This window comes from Symplocastrum torsivum, from assembly GCF_059505465.1.
Map to the genome: position 1 here is coordinate 97,931 of NZ_JCACKQ010000112.1, position 15,829 is coordinate 113,759.

Below are 15,829 nucleotides of genomic sequence, written 5' to 3' on the forward strand. Positions count from 1 at the left end.
GGAGTGCATCATCCGTAAAAGCATCAGGTTTACCTGTAGTTACCTGTTTACGCCCATCCTCTTTAATTCTCATGGAGGGTTCTTGATATGCAAGACCAACACCAACAAGAAGTTCGTCGCGTTCCTTTGGGACTCGTTGCTGGTCTTTCTGCCGCACTATTAACGGCAGGAGGGGGGGCAGCTTGGATAGCGTGGAATTCGTTCATGTCTTCCCAGACACCACCAGTCCCAACAACTCCTAAGTCCTCTCAGGCATTGCAGCCAACGGCAGAGGAAAAAGTCCAGGTCTATTGGCTTAATGATGTCAACAACAGAATTGAAGTCGTTCCCAGTTCGATAATGCTAGAGAAAGTTGACAAGCCAAGTGAAATTTTAGAGGGTGCGTTTAAAAGCTTATTGAGTGGTCCTGCTGACCCAGCTTTGACTACAACCATTCCTAAGGGCACGGAACTTCGGGGTGTTGCTCTGGAAGCTGATGGCGTGCATGTAGATTTGTCAAAGGAATTTACGGCTGGCGGTGGCAGCGCTTCAATGACAGGTCGTGTGGCACAAATTCTTTATACAGCCAGTAGTTTAGACCCAGCATCTAAGGTATGGATTGAGGTGGAGGGGAAACCACTGGAGGTACTAGGGGGCGAAGGGATAGTCCTTGACCAGCCACTGACTCGCGAAAACTTTGAGGAAGACTTTGCGCTTTAACATCTTTCAAGCCAGGTTCGTCTAGTGTGAACAAGAAAAGGCAAAGGCAGATGGCAGATGGAATTTACCCCAATGCCTTCTTCACGAGTCATCTAGAACTGATAGGGAGGAAGGCTCTCAATCCCGATCTGAAGACTACTTAAACGTCGTCTGCCTCCTGCCTTCTTCAATTGCTACAGCGTTAAAGGGAGAAGGCGTTGCACAACTGTGGGATGAGCGTGTTGTAAGAGGAGTCCCCCTACCGTTTTCTCCCTTTGATGTGCAACGCTTGGTTTTTTGTTGATTTATGCCGCTTGCTGGGATGGAGTCGAGCTGAAGACAATGTGATGCTGGGAGTCAAATGTAACTTTCCCTTGCTTCTGTAACTTGCTTAGCTCTCGCGTAACCGTGACTCTGGTAGTGCAGCAGGCATCGGCAAGCTCTTGATGCGTGAGGCGAACACTTAAACGAGTGCCTTGTGCCACTCTTTGACCAAATTCCTGTTTTAACCACAGCAACAGATAGTACAAACGATCTTTCACTTGTCGCTTTCCTGCGATCGCGAGTAGCGATTCTGTCTGCCGGACGCGATCGCTTATTTGAGGTAAAAGAGACTGCGTCAGACGAGGGGAAGCGGTGATTTCTTCTAGAGAAAGGGAAACTAACTGAACATCTTGCGTTAGGACTGTTGCTTGATAAATACTCAGAGAAGTCATCGTAGAGCCAAATGGCATCAATGGTCCTGCTAAGCCCACAAGTATCTCATCACCACTTTCGCTCATTGTGCTGAGCTTTACTATACCTTGGCAAACTAGCCAAATCTTCTGGGGTTCTAGAGAGATAAGCTCTCCTTTAGAATAACAATGCCTTGGGCGATCTTGGCTAGGGTCGTAGTCATGACTTAAGAGCGCCAACTGAGCACGCTTGCGTTCGGTGATATCGCGTACTATCCAGCACAAGCGAGTTAGATTACCCTGTGCGTCTCGGACAGGCGTTACACTCAAAGCTGCGTCAAAGAACTCACCCTTACGGGGTTGCATATGCACTGTATACTCTTGCACGCGATCGCACTGCTGCAACTGAGTTAGTTTGGAACGAAACACCTGACGTTCTTGTAGTGGGATGAAGCTGACTAGCAGTTTGTCCACCAAGAATGACGGCTCAATGTTGAACAGTTCAGCCGCAGCCTGGTTAGCTTCCTGAATCTTCCCATGTGCGTCACTCACCAGGTACGCATTCGGCATGAAATCAAACAGACTTTGGTAACGCTGCCGCTCCACTTCGATTCGCGATCGCATAGCTGCGAGTTCCTCAGTCTGCTGAACTAGTTTCTCTGCGGCTAGTTCTAGTGCTTCTGAAGCTGTGCCAAGTTCCTTGAAGGCTACAGGCAACAGCAAATTGAGTTCCGGCAGTACTGAGGCATTCGCATCTTGATACAGCTGAGCTAAACGCCCATGGAGTGACTGTACCTGCTGGGTAAATGTATCTACGTTCATCTTAAGCTGACACTACCTATCTAGATGGACTTGAACTCGACCTGAAAAACAGACTTAAACCTAAGTCAAGCAGAGCTATGAGAATAAAGGAAAATATGATATTTTCATTGAAAAGCAGACCAGCTAAAGCTTCCCAAGCTCACATTTAAATAGTAAGAAACTACGTCAAGGAAATCAGTACGCTCTCGTACTCATCAATATTCTTTGAACACCAGCCACGTTTTTAGGGGGCTGGATTTTAATTTTTAGATTGCTCTAGTGCGTTGCCAGTTCTGAACTCTGCCACTGTCAACATCAGTAAAGCCCCGCTTTCGGCTGTTCTTGAAAAGCGGGGTTTTTGTATGGCTCTAGGTTGGTTTAAAAGAAGTAATAAGCTCTTAGATCATGAGAGCTAAGAGCTTGATATCCTGTCAACAGCAATGTCCCTGTTACTTAACAATTGCTATGAATAAAGTTTATTACCTTTGTTATACAGACTCTTCTATCCAAAGAGGCTTATTTCTGTACTTAAAAAGGCTTAAACAGGATAAATTAACTGCGTGTTTAACGCTACATCATGCCTTTTATGTTGTCGTCTATGGCTGATTCCAATTGGCAGTAACACGGATTTTTGTATGGCGAAGGTCGTCATTCGTGTCAACTTATCGTCAACTTGGCGGTTTATAGACAATTTTCTTCGGCTTCCCGCACGGTAACGGTAGCTACATAAACACGCACCTGCTCCAAGTCGGCTTCAAAAACTTTTGTGCGTTATTAATCTTTGTTCGCTAAACTGAAGTCACGGAAATGACGAGCTTGCTGTTCAATTCGTGTTGCAAGGCGATCACAAACTAAATTACACAGCTCAAAAATCAACTCATCTTCTACTTTGTAATAAGCCGATGTTCCTTCGGAACGGCGGCTAAGGATGCCAGCTTGTAGCATCACTTTGAGGTGTTTTGAGACATTAGCCTGACTCGTCGCGGTTGCCTCTACCAACTCCTGTACACATTTTTCGCCTTCACGGAGCAAATTTAAAATCCGCAGACGCATTGGCTCACTCAAGATACTGAAATACTCAGCGACTTGTTGTACTACCTCGTGTGGTACAGAGTTTACTGTTGGCATCGGTACAACCCGAACTAAGTGATCCCCAAATTTTAGCAGCTATTTTATTAATGACGATAGAGTCATTATTAACCAGGGTTAATTCGCATTAATGGTTGACCATACTCAACAGGTTCACCATTCTTCACCAAAATCTCCATCACCTGCCCTGATATCTCCGCTTCAATTTCATTCATCAGCTTCATCGCTTCGATGATGCAAACAGTTTGACCATTACGGATGCGATCGCCAACTTCAACAAAAGGCGCTTCATCAGGACTAGGCGATCGGTAGAATGTACCAACCATCGGCGACTTAACTTCTTCCCATTTTGGGTCTACCACCGAAGGCGTTGCTGCCGCTGATGCTGCCTCCCGGATTACTACCTCTGGAGGAGGAGCAGGTGGACTAGGCATGACTACTGAGTCGGCGGGAGCCACTACAAAACTGGGAGCCGCGTTGCTACCCGTACTACCTATTGGATCAGTAACAGTCGTTGTGCGACTCCCTTTACGAACAGTCAGTTCAAAGTCAGCACTTTTTAAGGTCAATTCTGTAATATCGGTCAGAGCGATCGCGGCTAGCAGGTCACGGAGTTGGTTAAAGTCTAATGGCACAATTAATCAGGGGCTAAGGACTAGAGCGTCGGGGTAAAGCAAGTCTTAAAGTAAGTGGGAAGGCGAGGAGATTTCACGCGCCAGCTTCGCCGTTCTCAACCTCGCCGCTCTTTTCTCATCAAAACAGTTTTACTCACGACCCAGATAGGAATCGTTACGGGTATCGACTTTGATGCGCTCTCCTATAGAAATAAACAAAGGAACCATTACTTGGGCACCTGTGGAAACTATTGCTGGTTTTGTGCCACCCGTTGCGGTGTCACCTTTAACACCTGGATCAGTTTCAATAACTTCCAGTACCACAGAGTTTGGCAGTTCCACTTCCAGCACTTGCTCACCCCAAGTAATTACATTAACTTCCATCCCTTCACTGAGATACTTAACGCGATCGCCAATCTGGGATGAACTCAGACTACTTTCCTCATAGGTTTCCATATCCATAAAGACAAACTGGTCTGCTTCTTTATAGGTATGCTGCATTGTGCGCTTCTCCAGATTGGCTTGGGGAACCGTTTCCCCAGCCCGGAAGGTTCGCTCAACAACACTCCCACTCTGCACATTTTTTAGCTTGGTGCGGACAAAGGCAGAACCCTTTCCAGGCTTAACGTGGAGGAACTCCACCACCCGCCAAACAGACCCATCTAACTCAATCGTGACACCGGGGCGAAAGTCGTTACTAGAAATCATGAACCTATTTCAAAGGTCAGGACAAGACGCTCGATAACTCGCGACCGCAGGACTAGGTCTTGCTGCGAAGATAGCTATCGGCAATTTATTTTACCCCTGTTGTGGGGCATTCCCCCTAATCTGACTCAAGAAGAGGGATGGGGATATGGGGAGATAGGAGACAATACACATATACTTCGGACTTTTTCACCTCATCACCCCCATATCCCGATTTATTCGCTGAGGGGCACCTGTATGGCAAGATGAGAAATAAAGTTCTTCAGGCTGTTGATGAGCCTAAAACTTTCTGGTGCAAGCCTTCGGTAGAAATGTTTATGCGACTTTCAAAAATTTTAAAGCTCGATTGGTGCCAACGCTTGGCAAAAACCAGTGTCTTGGCAGTGCTGTTGGCTACGCTCTCTCTCGGTCTAAGCGGTGCTTGGTGGGACGGTAACGACCAACCGGCTCGTGAAAGTCGCCTACCAGTAGGAAATGCCATTACAGATGGTAAGGCACTGTTGCGGTATGCTCTTCCAATTGAGAATCAACAGGCGCGGGATATGCAAGCCAGTTTAGAAGATATCGCGACCCAACTGCGGGGGAAGCGCTGGAGTTCGATTAGCCGGGATGTTACCAGAGCCGCTGTAATTTTAAGCGATCGCACCGATAAACTGCTAGCTGATATCCCAGACGAGAAAAAACCCAAAGCCGAAGCCCTAATTGCCGAACTTAATGACGGTATTGCCTCAATCCGAGAGGCGGTAGAAGCTAAGGATAAAGACAAGGTCTGGACTGAGCGGGGTAAACTCCTCAACGAAGTTGGTGAACTCGAAGAATTGATGGTCAAAGAGTTTCCCTTTGAAGTGCCTGCCGACTACAGCAATCTGCCTCAACTCAAAGGTCGTGCCACTGTGGAGATGACCAGCGACAAAGGCAATCTGACTATTGTTGTTGATGGTTACAGCGCCCCTGTTACAGCTGGTAACTTTGTTGATTTGGTTCAGCAAGGCTTCTATGACGGCTTAGAGTTCATTCGTGCTGAAGACTCCTATGTTCTGCAAATTGGTGACCCACCTGGCCCTGAAGAAGGATTTATCGACCCCGCAACAGGTCAATACCGAGCAATCCCTCTAGAAGTGCTAGTAAGGGGTGATACAGAGCCAATTTATGGCATTACCTTAGAAGATGCAGGTCGTTATCGTGACCAGCCTGTACTTCCCTTCTCTGCCTATGGGGCTGTAGCAATGGCACGTCCAGGAACTGACCCTGATGGTGGTTCTTCCCAGTTCTTCTTCTTCTTATTTGAGCCAGAACTCACCCCAGCTGGACTAAACCTCTTGGATGGTCGTTATGCAGTCTTTGGTTATGTCGTAGACGGCAAAGAAACTCTCGAAAAGCTCAAAGAGGGTGACGTAATCGAGTCGGCAAAAGTTGTGAACGGCGCTGAGAATTTGGTCAAGCCGCAAGTCGCCTACAACAATTGAAGAGTGATGCTTAACTCATCCCACGTAAGCAAGGACGTGGGATGAAAGTGTTATTTGTTGTTGGTCATTGGTTATTCGTATTCTTTAACAAACAACAAACAACTAAAGAACAAATAACAAACAACAAAGCGTTTATGCCAATTATTGATGCTCTCCTGGTGATTACACTTGCTCTTTTGGTAGGCGTGCTAATCCGTGGCAGCACCAAAAATCGGCAGCAGCAGTTAGAGGAATCCTTCAATCGTCAGCAATTGGAGGATGCATTCTACCAACTCCTGCAAGAACAAGGCAGTTGTATTTCTCTCATCCAGCTAACAGCAGCAGCAAGGGTAGATGTGCAGCAAGCGCGACAGTACTTGGAGCGACAAGTGCAATTATTTGCTGCCGTTCCAGAAGTTGACGCCGATGGCGATACGTTCTATCGCTTCCCCAAACTTCACAAGCGTTTTTCAGTCGATAAATCCACTTGAGTAGCAAAACTTAAGAGTGGTACACAAATAACTGCCCATTTTCAGAGTGGCTGTCAGGACTTACGCACTCAACCCGTTCTGCAACGGGAAGATAAGGCTTTCAGCTTCTTGAAAAAGGCTTAGAACAACGAGATTTCGTTTCAGTGCGGAAGTCCTAGCTGTTTTCAAGAGTTACCGTGGCTGGATGCGCCTCGACTGGATAGCCAACAGCTTTCCAGGCTGCTAAACCACCTCTGATTTCAGATACGTTTTGATACCCCGCTGCACGAAGTCGAGCCGCAGCGGCAGCGGTTTCTTCGTCTGTTTCGCCGTAGATATAAATATCCCGGTCAAGTTCAAGCTTGTTTAAAACTCGATTGGTGGGTTCATTCAGCGGCATGGGAACAGCTCCCATTATATGGCTGATATTAAACTCCCCGCGATCGCGCACGTCAATGATAGTCAACGCTGGTTCACCCCAGTCCAACCTTGCCTTTAGGTCAAAAACACGAGACTGCGTTTGCAATGGTCGAAAGGTTGGAACTATATCAAAAAAATTAGCCATGAAAATATACCATGTTTTGTCGTATCTTCTGCAATGTAACAACTATTTTTAATATTTTCAAATTTTTGTTTAGAAGCCTTGACTTATTTGCCATTATTTCTGCAAGCTCAATTGACGTATCCAAGCCAAACAATTGACTCGTTGCTAGTTGCTGTAGTCAACACGACATTTGAGCTGTCAACGTGAGTTATGTTTTCAGCAGTAGGTAAAGATAATCAGATTAATTTCAATAGGCAGAAAATAGCACAGCTAACCTCCTGCAAAGTAACAATAAATTTTGCTACTCACCTATGTTTTTGGATAGATTTTTGAGCCAGTTTTCTTAAATTTTTTCCTTCATTGGCAAAATCAAGGAAGCCCCCACTGTACCACCTAAGCAGTCAGCGTCGGGAAGATGTCACTTCGAGCTTCTAAGGGGTACTAGTCCTGTTTCATAAAGTAATCGTTGCCCTTCAGAAGTTCGCAATAGCTGAGCGAACTTTTCCCCGGCTGGAGCGAGACTATTATCCCGTGGATAGACAACGGCAAGTGAATAGGCTAGTGGGTATTGCCCAGTTTGAAATGCCTTCACATCAGGGTAATAACTACCCTTGCGATCGCACAAATCTGTACTTGGGTCGATGGGTTGATCCTTGTCTAGAACCAATGCCTGAACAGCCTTTTTACCTTTAGCTTGCACCGCCAAGGGATAGATCGAACATTGTCCAAAAATTTGACTGAGAGGACTAAATCCGACGCTTCCTAATCCTTCCGGCGACTCGAAATCTTGAAGCACTTTCTGGAGCATTTCTAAAGTAGGCAGTTGGGTAACCTGACTCTTAGTCAAACGGCTCATTTGCACATCCTTAAGAACGCGCTGCTCAAAAAATTGGATCGCTTCAGGGTTTGTTGGAGCGTAGAGTTTTACAGGTAGATTTGCCCCCTTTAGCTCCTGCCAACTTGAAATCTGACCCAGATAAAGCTGCCGTAACTCCTCTAAGCTAGCTTCACCCTCCAACGTCTTGGGTAACCCCTGATTGCGCCTGGAATAACTAAACGCTACAAAAACGGCAAGTCCATCATAAGCAATCTCTCGGTAAGCCAAATCAATAGGAAGGGGTTTGAGTATGGGAATGATTGCAAAATCAACTTCTCTCGCTTGGACTTTTGCGATCGCAGCTTCAATTGACGGCGAAGGTTTGTAGTTGAGTTGAAAATTAGCCTGAGACTCTCTCAACCTAGCTTCAAGCGTTTGCCCTGGCTGTCTCACATTGGTTTGTCCTTGTATATAACTCCAAGTACCACCTTGCACAGCCGTATAGGTGAATTTCCCCGTTGGAACTGCACTCACTTCCTTTAAACAGCACAATTGAGGTTCCTTTTGAGTACTGGCGCTAGTTTGGGGTTTTGGCAGTAACGCCCAGATAATACTCCCGACAACTCCCAACCCCACGGCACACAAAAGCAGCAGCAGGAGGCGGGAGAAGGGTTTCGGCTTAGAGGTTTCAGGTTCCGCTTGCAACGCTAGCTGACTAACGGTGATAGGCTGAGGGAGTTTTAACAATGCTTTTCGGGCTACTTCTGCACTCTCAAACGGTGCGGCGACTCCCACTAAGCGCAGGATGAATTCTTTAAGCGGTAAGTCTGTAGTGATTGGCCAGGATTCGTCCTGACGTGGATCAAAGTTTGAGTCAGCTTTTCCTATAAGTAGGTAAAACCCTATATATCCGACAGCAACCAAGTCTTGAGCGATGGAACGCGAGAGAGCTTTTGTTGTTGGAGGGTCAAAAATCCGCTCCCAGAGGGCTAAATCACAAAGATAGATAAAAAATTCTTTTTGGTTCTCCACCCAGAGAAGGCTCTCTAAACTGAGATTACCGTGAACTAGTCCGACTTGGTCTTGACCAGATGGGAGGCGAAATTTCTGTTGATGGAGAAGTTCTAGGGTTTGCAATACCTGAGCAAGAACTAAACGCACCTGTGCAGGAGGCATTACACCCGTTTGTGCCAGATGAGTTTTTAGCGTTGGACAACCATCTCGCTCATCAGTCACAAGGTAGCAGCGCTCGAATGAGGTAGTATCTGCGATCGCTTCCAGTGGACTAATAACTCGCAAGTCCTGCACACGTCCATCGGCAAGGCTCACTCCTGCCAAATTTACAAACGCCTTCTGTCGCTGCTGCGCCTCCTCCTGATTGAAATAGCGTCGGGGTAGCAAGTATTCCTTAATAACAATAGAGCGATTTGCCCCAAGCTGAACCCCAGCAAACAGTTGCCCCATACCCCGTTTACCAAGCCAGTGTTCAACTCGATATGTACCTCGCCGACCGCGAATCTCTGCTTTAAGGAGTTTTGCAACCTCTTCACTGGCTGCTTCTGGTTCAACAGCCTGAGGTAGTTCAGCTTCTGGTTCAGGCGGGAACAGTTCTGGTCTAATCTCATCAAGGAGATCTTTGAGCCAGACGTACCGGGCTAAGAAGTTGAACTGGGAAAGCCTGATATGGGTGGGGTGGCGTCTCAGGTAGGCGCTGAGGAGGACTTGTGCAATTCTCATAGGTAAAAACCAAACCCCCTCGCGAACGTTCTGGACAGGGCGAGTTTTGGGATTTCTGGCGCTAGTATAGTACGATCAAGCTGCCTTGGGAGTCCTATACTTTTGTTGCAGAGCTGGCGGGGGAAAAACCAAACTCGCTATCTTAGCCAGAGGAGTTTAGGGACATCTTAGCGGATTGGAGTAAACGGGTATGGCAAAGGAAGCGGTCGTTCAGTTATATAGAGATGCTCAAGCTGATTCTGCTCTCAAAGAGAAGCTCAATTCAGCCCCTAATCTAGAAGCTTTTGTAGAAATGGCTCAAGCCTACGGCTATACATTTACGGTAGAAGAGTGGCGCGAGATGACCCGTTTCTCAGTGGAAGAATTGAAAAGCAAAGTGTCTGAGATTCCAGGGCTTTAAGGTGGACACTTAGTTCCACGAAAGTCGAGCTAATGTATTAGAAGCTTGGTTTGAGCAGCATTGTTGGTAAAGACGATGGTCGTTGATTTGACTGTTGCCATACCCACTTACAACGGGGAAAGGCGTCTACCGGAAGTTTTAGAGCGACTGCAATTCTCTTGTAAAGATGTAATGCTGCGATCGCTTCAGTCGGAGCATTTCAGTTGGGAAGTGATTGTTGTTGATAACAATAGCACCGATGATACAGCGAAAGTTGTTCAAGCTTATCAGGTCAACTGGCCGAAGCAATACCCTTTAAAGTATTGCTTTGAACCCAATCAGGGTGCAGCATTCGCCCGACATCGAGCTTTTCAGGAAGCAAGAGGTACACTAGTGGGTTTTCTGGACGATGACAATATCCCTGCACCTGATTGGGTATTAGCTGCCCATACGTTTGCACAAGAACACCCAGCAGCAGGGGCTTACGGTAGTCAGATTCATGGAGTGTTTGAAGTTTCACCTCCGGAAAATTTTGAGCGACTTGCTCCCTTTTTAGCCATTACTGAGCGAGGTTCAACGCCACTGCGGTATGAACCGAAAAAGAAAGTACTACCACCATCAGCTGGGTTAGTTGTGCGTAAACAAGCTTGGCTTGAAAGCGTACCCTCGCAGCTCATTTTGTCAGGACGCACGCCTAGCAGCATGGTCACTAGTGAAGATTTAGAGATGCTGTCTTATATTCAATCTAAGGGCTGGGAAATCTGGTACAACCCCACGATGCAAATCGATCATAAAATTCCCCACTGGCGATTAGAACGAGAGTATTTAATTCCATTCTTTCGGGGAATTGGATTAAGCCGTCATGTGACACGAATGCTAAGTGTTAAATCCTGGCAGCGACCGATCGCAACTTTAGCTTACATGACAAATGATTTGCGAAAGATTGCTGTTCACTTGCTCAAACATGGTACCCGTGTGCAATCTGACTTAATTGCAGCTTGTGAGATGCAGCTATTTGTCAGTAGTTTAATCAGCCCTTTTTACCTCTGGCAACATGGCTACTTTGATAGTAAAGATTGAGCAAGTTTATAGCGTTTATCACATATATCTAGATCTAGAATATTTAATCAAGTAATAACTTCTTATGCCAGTTGACTTTACAGTTGCTATCCCTACTTACAACGGAGAAAGTCGATTACCTCGGATTTTGGAAAGACTGCGATCGCAAATTGATGTAGAACACATCACCTGGGAAGTCATCGTTGTTGATAACAATAGCCAGGACGCTACAAAAACCATTGTGCTTGATATTCAATCAAACTGGTCTGCACCCTGTCCACTGAAGTATTATTTGGAAACAGAACAGGGAACAGCTTTTGCCAGGACTAGAGCAATTCAAGAAGCAACCAGTGAATTAGTCGGTTTACTTGATGATGACAATTTGCCATCGCTTGACTGGGTAGCAGTTGCCTATGCCTTTGGTAAAGCTCACGAAGGTGCTGGGGCTTATGCTAGTCAAATTCATGGTGAATTTGACGTTGAACCACCAGCAAACTTTGAGCGCATTGCTCCTTTTCTCGGTATTACCGAACGAGGTTCACAAGCTCATCTCTATGAACCCGATAAGCTGAAGTTACCACCTGGTGCTGGGCTAGTTGTTCGCAAGCAAGCCTGGTGTAACGCAGTTCCTAAACGCCCACTTCTTAAGGGTAGGATTGGCAAGTCCTTAGTAGGTGGTGAAGACTTAGAACCATTGCTTTACCTCCACAAAGCTGGTTGGGAGATTTGGTATAACCCAGCTATGGAGACTTACCACCAGATACCCGCTTGGCGCTTAGAGAAAGACTATTTAACCAACCTCTCTTTTGGCGTTGGCTTGAATAGCTGTTGTTTACGAATGATCAATACTCCCTTTTGGCAAAAACCAAATGTTCTTGCCAAAACATTTCTTGGAAGTGTTCGTCGAGTATTGATACACTTTATTAAATATCAACAGGTATTAATGACCTCATCTAAGGAAAAAGGCTTAGTCTATGATTTAGTTGCTGCTTGTGAGCTGGCTTTTTCTTGGGGTTACTTATTAAGTCCGTTTTATTTTATTAAAGCTAGCGTTGCTAGAAAAATTAGTACCTTATCTTTGAATAAGCTCTCTGTGTAGTTTAAGCTGTTGTGCATTTCAACTGCGTATTTAAGAGGCTGAAGCCTTTTGCTGGCTTAGATCGTCTCGGAAATTTAAATGATGAACAGCTTAATCCTATATTAGATGTTGCTCTTTAAGTTGCAGTTCTTTGAGCATACGTTCCCGATATCAAAAAGGGACAAGCTGTTATTTGTGCTGTAACAATAATTAACAATTCTTGGATTTATTCTCAGAGTCTGTTATTCTCCAGCGGTTATTTGTGAATAAAATTCGTCTTGATTAGCAAAAACCCTAAAGATTTTATTCGTTTTGCTCAGCTCAAGCACTTGCTTTAACTGGTCATTAATAGAGCAAAGAAAAAGTTTGCCACCTGTCGCACGAACTGTTTTAAAAACCGCGACTAAACCGCCTAATCCAGCACTGTTTATAAAAGTCACATTCTGAAGGTCAATTAATATAATAGTGGGTTTAGTTTCGACAAGGTCATTAATCTCTTGACGTAATTGCTCAACCTTAATACTGTCTAAAATACCAGTGGGTTGTACGACTTTAGTAAGAGGCAGCATAGTTAGACTCAATTGGCTTAGAAGGTTTTGCCAAAACTATAACCAATGCTCTTCTAGAGTTAAACAGTGAAAATACTTAATTATTTTCAATCTGAAATAAAGTTTTTTGTAGGTTATCCGAATTTTCTCAGTTGACAAGGATTTTCTAAAAAGCTTTTTCGAGTGAGCTTAGGCGGGAACAGATCTAATGGAACGGAATTGCTCAGTCGGAGAGAGGCGAATTCGTCAAATCCTGAATGACAGAGAAATGCTATTGGAGCTTGCTTAACCGCTTCCCCCACTTTTTTACCAACTCAGCCGCTATCTCCACCATCTCAGGCTCAAAGGTTTGAACGTAATTCTGTAGCGCAGGGGATAGCGCCTCTTGTTGCAGGGTTGCCTTAATGACATCTGGCTCGTCTTGAGATGATAACGTCTCCAAAAGGATGGACTGAAATGTGGCTATATCTAACGACATCACACACTCTCCTTCACCACTTGTTTGATTCGCCAAAAATCTTGTCGAAATCCTTCGATATCAATTTCAGTGTGTAAGGTATGGCCGATTCGCTCAAAAATCACGACTTCAACAGAAGGGCAGCGTTTGAGCGCCAGTGCCAGTAACTCAAACACCGCTTCCGGCACCGTACCGTTGTGCGTATCACGCCGAATTGTTCTCGTTTGTTGCCCCTTTGAGGTGACACTCCAGGAGCCGCCCGAAACGTGCAGCTCTCGTACCCGCTGCAAAGGATAGCGTTCTAATAACTGCTCAGCCGACTGTTGAAAATTGTGTACTTGACAGTACAGATTGTGCAAATCTAACACTAAAAAACCATCCACTGGTTCCAGCAGTCGAGCAAGAAACTCTCCCTGCTGCAACACATCCTGCAATCCAAAGGCAAACGCTAAATTTTCCAATCCTACTGGAGCATTTGCTTTGTCTGACAAACGTTTGAGATGCTCACGCCCTAACTGCAAGGTTTCAGGAGTCAGGGGCAATGGCAACGGGGCACTCTGGTAAAAATCTCCTGCCGCCATCCAGCCAAAATGCTCGGAAATGTGGCGATAGCGATAGTCAAGACATTCTTGTTGCAATGACTTGAGCCAGTGGATTTGCCGTTCACCTGGCTGCGCTGATAGGAGTGAGTAACTGACACCGTGCCCAGTGAGGCGATCGCGTTGACTGTAAAACTGAAGCAGTTCCTCAACCCAAGGAGGCTTTGCCTTCACCCCCCAACCCATATCAAAACTCCACTCCAGCACTTCTACTGCCCCAGTTTCAAACAAAGGTTGGGTAGCTTGGAAAAAATCAGACTCCATCATCAATGACAGTCCGACCATAGGAGTACGGCGTTTGAACTTAAACATCGCCAATTAACACAACTCTACTAATTCGAGCCGTTCATCACATTATTCATTCAGCCAGCGCATACTGTCGCCTTGAACAGCACGCGCTGACTTCAACTTAACGGGAATGTCACCGACTTAATAGACCTCTTGAAGAGCAATAGCTAGGACGGGCTTTTCGGCCCATCCCACTCATAGCCTTTTTTCTTGTGGGGTAGGAGGCATCCCGCCTGCCCCAGAATTTGATGAAAAGGACTTTTGCAAAAGGTCTAATGAATGAATTCAACCTCTGCTACCTCTCGATCAACCCTTGTGCAGGGGGTTTGGGGGAGGCACTCCGTCCCCCAATGGGGGGTTTGGGGGGAAGCCCCCCAAGCAGGGTTTTTCTACGAACGATTACTTTTCGCTTAACTCAGTGCCATTCAACTTAACCCATCCCACAGGCAGGGCAAGGAAGACTTCGCGATCGCCTTCCTGGACGACGACTCCAAACTTCTAGCGAAGTCTGGGAGTTCTCAGATATGGCTGTTTGATCCTGCAAGTTTGGTGTGCCAAACCGCACGCTCAAGTCCGTAGACTGTGCTGGCGTTTCCATCCCAGAACCCAAAGCTGTCAGTAGCCCGACAAAGGTAGAAATCAGAATACCAAATTTCTTTAACATAAGGGTCTTTCAGGTCAGAAGGTGAGTTGTTACATCACCCTCAGTTTAAGGTAACCCTACTGTCTCATAACTCCGGTTTCAAAAGTTGAAACTAAAATTTTTTTAGTCGCAGGTCATTAAGATGACGAAATCCAAAATTATCAGTCAGCACAGATTGCAGTGTGTCAAATTCTGTTAAATTTGCCTTTGCAGAAACTAATTAACTCATTGAATTTCTGCTTTGTTTTTGGAGTGAAGTAATCATCTGCCGTTTGACCTGTGAAGCCCATAGATCGAAGTTAAAGCTTTCAGTTCCAGCAATGAGTGAACTCTCAACCGACTTACCGACTTGACTCTTTCCAGTTTTTGTAGTCATGGGGATGAATTAGGGTAGTGCTAGTTAATGGTGTCGCTCAGGTTAAACCTTTACCTAATAAGAAGTAATCATGTTTACTAGAGCGCCTTTGCTTAAGTCGGTCTGAGCGGAAAGCTGTTTAGACGACTCGTTAGTTTGTATAAATAGAATTCCCAAAAGTTAGTAAGCTTTTCGCACATCTGGACTCAACTTCACAATCTCTTGATATTTCCTCATTGCTTTGACAAGAGGAATTCATATTGACCCGATTCTCCCTAGAGAGTGGCTTTTTGTTGATTGAGCAAGACCCGCAGTAACAGCGATCGCTGTTAGTTGGAAATACCATAAAATGGCGATTTAACAGTACAGATGTTACGAAAATTAGTAGATTTAGCAGATGCTGAACAACGCGATCGCATTTTGGGTGAGTTTGGTTAAGTTAGGACTGAGGTGAGGTGGGAAGGTTCCGTGAGGCGATTGCGTAGAGAATAGGCTGCTAGCTGTATCCCCAGAAAGATGTTTTCTCAAATCTCGTCTGATTTCCTAGTGGATATACCTAAAACTAACGAAATTGACGGAGGGTGATTATGGCTTTTCAACAGCTTGAAGATTTACCGAATGAAGTGAAAGAGAACCTACCTCAAGGTGCTCAGCAAGTTTTCCTTGCCGCTTACAAGAGTGCTTCTTCGGATGGCATAAGCGAAGATGGTGCTGTACAAGTAGCCTGGAACTCTGTAAAACGTGGCTACGTACAGGGCGAGGATGGCAAATGGCACGTCAAGCCAGAAGCCACTAGCGATAATAGCTCTACTGGTAATATGGCTGCTGGCTAAAGACTTCAAATAAGAT

General features: G+C 45.6%; 18 protein-coding genes. 7 read left to right on the forward strand and 11 right to left on the reverse strand.

The window, feature by feature from the left end:
- The first annotated feature begins 87 nt into the window (after positions 1-87).
- Positions 88-699 carry a GerMN domain-containing protein gene (locus AC5JL3_RS25625; protein WP_496077164.1) on the forward strand — a complete coding sequence of 204 codons (612 nt, stop codon included), beginning with the start codon at positions 88-90 and terminating at the stop codon, positions 697-699.
- A gap of 284 nt (positions 700-983) precedes the next feature.
- Here the strand turns inward: AC5JL3_RS25625 and AC5JL3_RS25630 are convergent, their stop codons facing one another.
- The 4 genes from AC5JL3_RS25630 to efp form a co-directional block, all read right to left on the reverse strand.
- Complete coding sequence (locus AC5JL3_RS25630; RefSeq protein ID WP_496077165.1) at positions 984-2,174, reverse strand: PAS domain S-box protein; 1,191 nt, start codon at positions 2,172-2,174, stop codon at positions 984-986.
- A 753-nt stretch (positions 2,175-2,927) separates the two neighbouring features.
- Entirely contained in the window at positions 2,928-3,281 is a 354-nt protein-coding gene (locus AC5JL3_RS25635) for an ArsR/SmtB family transcription factor (protein WP_192218884.1), read from the reverse strand.
- A 68-nt stretch (positions 3,282-3,349) separates the two neighbouring features.
- A complete protein-coding gene (accB, locus tag AC5JL3_RS25640) occupies positions 3,350-3,877 on the reverse strand; it encodes an acetyl-CoA carboxylase biotin carboxyl carrier protein (protein ID WP_192218885.1) in 528 nt (175 codons plus the stop codon).
- Positions 3,878-4,006: 129 nt separating this feature from the next.
- Positions 4,007-4,564: an elongation factor P gene (efp, locus tag AC5JL3_RS25645; protein WP_192218886.1), complete on the reverse strand. Its 558-nt coding sequence runs from the start codon at positions 4,562-4,564 to the stop codon at positions 4,007-4,009.
- Positions 4,565-4,872: 308 nt separating this feature from the next.
- On the opposite strand from efp, the gene AC5JL3_RS25650 reads away from it, so the two are divergent.
- Together AC5JL3_RS25650 and AC5JL3_RS25655 are read left to right on the forward strand one after the other, a co-directional pair.
- Complete coding sequence (locus AC5JL3_RS25650; RefSeq protein ID WP_496077295.1) at positions 4,873-6,027, forward strand: peptidylprolyl isomerase; 1,155 nt, start codon at positions 4,873-4,875, stop codon at positions 6,025-6,027.
- Positions 6,028-6,068: 41 nt separating this feature from the next.
- Complete coding sequence (locus AC5JL3_RS25655) at positions 6,069-6,497, forward strand: hypothetical protein (RefSeq protein ID WP_496077166.1); 429 nt, start codon at positions 6,069-6,071, stop codon at positions 6,495-6,497.
- Positions 6,498-6,651: 154 nt separating this feature from the next.
- Here AC5JL3_RS25655 and AC5JL3_RS25660 read toward each other — a convergent pair whose 3' ends face one another.
- Both AC5JL3_RS25660 and AC5JL3_RS25665 read right to left on the reverse strand, forming a co-directional pair.
- The gene (locus AC5JL3_RS25660; RefSeq protein WP_496077167.1) at positions 6,652-7,041 is read right to left on the reverse strand and encodes a rhodanese-like domain-containing protein; all 390 of its coding nucleotides are present in this window, start codon (positions 7,039-7,041) and stop codon (positions 6,652-6,654) included.
- A 397-nt stretch (positions 7,042-7,438) separates the two neighbouring features.
- The gene (locus AC5JL3_RS25665; protein ID WP_496077168.1) at positions 7,439-9,574 is read right to left on the reverse strand and encodes a PstS family phosphate ABC transporter substrate-binding protein; all 2,136 of its coding nucleotides are present in this window, start codon (positions 9,572-9,574) and stop codon (positions 7,439-7,441) included.
- Between the two features lie 190 nt (positions 9,575-9,764).
- Between AC5JL3_RS25665 and AC5JL3_RS25670 the strand changes: the two genes are divergently transcribed.
- From AC5JL3_RS25670 to hpsE (AC5JL3_RS25680), 3 genes are all read left to right on the forward strand, one after another.
- Positions 9,765-9,974 carry a Nif11-like leader peptide family natural product precursor gene (locus AC5JL3_RS25670; protein ID WP_192218890.1) on the forward strand — a complete coding sequence of 70 codons (210 nt, stop codon included), beginning with the start codon at positions 9,765-9,767 and terminating at the stop codon, positions 9,972-9,974.
- A gap of 75 nt (positions 9,975-10,049) precedes the next feature.
- Entirely contained in the window at positions 10,050-11,033 is a 984-nt protein-coding gene (gene hpsE, locus AC5JL3_RS25675) for a hormogonium polysaccharide biosynthesis glycosyltransferase HpsE (protein ID WP_496077169.1), read from the forward strand.
- Positions 11,034-11,097: 64 nt separating this feature from the next.
- On the forward strand, positions 11,098-12,111 hold the full coding sequence (gene hpsE / locus AC5JL3_RS25680; protein ID WP_496077170.1) for a hormogonium polysaccharide biosynthesis glycosyltransferase HpsE: 1,014 nt from the start codon (positions 11,098-11,100) through the stop codon (positions 12,109-12,111).
- 221 nt (positions 12,112-12,332) lie between these two features.
- On the opposite strand, the gene AC5JL3_RS25685 is transcribed toward hpsE (AC5JL3_RS25680), so the two are convergent.
- The 5 genes from AC5JL3_RS25685 to AC5JL3_RS25705 all read right to left on the reverse strand — a co-directional run bounded on the left by AC5JL3_RS25685 (position 12,333) and on the right by AC5JL3_RS25705 (position 15,001).
- Positions 12,333-12,659 (reverse strand): STAS domain-containing protein, encoded by a 327-nt coding sequence (locus AC5JL3_RS25685; protein ID WP_496077171.1) that lies wholly within the window; start codon positions 12,657-12,659, stop codon positions 12,333-12,335.
- A 250-nt stretch (positions 12,660-12,909) separates the two neighbouring features.
- Positions 12,910-13,116 (reverse strand): hypothetical protein, encoded by a 207-nt coding sequence (locus AC5JL3_RS25690; RefSeq protein WP_496077172.1) that lies wholly within the window; start codon positions 13,114-13,116, stop codon positions 12,910-12,912.
- Positions 13,116-14,006: a multinuclear nonheme iron-dependent oxidase gene (locus AC5JL3_RS25695; RefSeq protein ID WP_496077173.1), complete on the reverse strand. Its 891-nt coding sequence runs from the start codon at positions 14,004-14,006 to the stop codon at positions 13,116-13,118. Before AC5JL3_RS25695 ends, AC5JL3_RS25690 begins: the two co-directional genes overlap by 1 nt.
- A gap of 406 nt (positions 14,007-14,412) precedes the next feature.
- Positions 14,413-14,646, reverse strand: coding sequence for a hypothetical protein (locus AC5JL3_RS25700; protein ID WP_496077174.1), 234 nt, complete (start codon positions 14,644-14,646; stop codon positions 14,413-14,415).
- A gap of 199 nt (positions 14,647-14,845) precedes the next feature.
- Positions 14,846-15,001, reverse strand: coding sequence for a hypothetical protein (locus tag AC5JL3_RS25705; protein WP_496077175.1), 156 nt, complete (start codon positions 14,999-15,001; stop codon positions 14,846-14,848).
- Between the two features lie 566 nt (positions 15,002-15,567).
- Here AC5JL3_RS25705 and AC5JL3_RS25710 point away from each other — a divergent pair.
- On the forward strand, positions 15,568-15,813 hold the full coding sequence (locus AC5JL3_RS25710; protein ID WP_192218898.1) for a ChaB family protein: 246 nt from the start codon (positions 15,568-15,570) through the stop codon (positions 15,811-15,813).
- Positions 15,814-15,829: the final 16 nt, after the last annotated feature.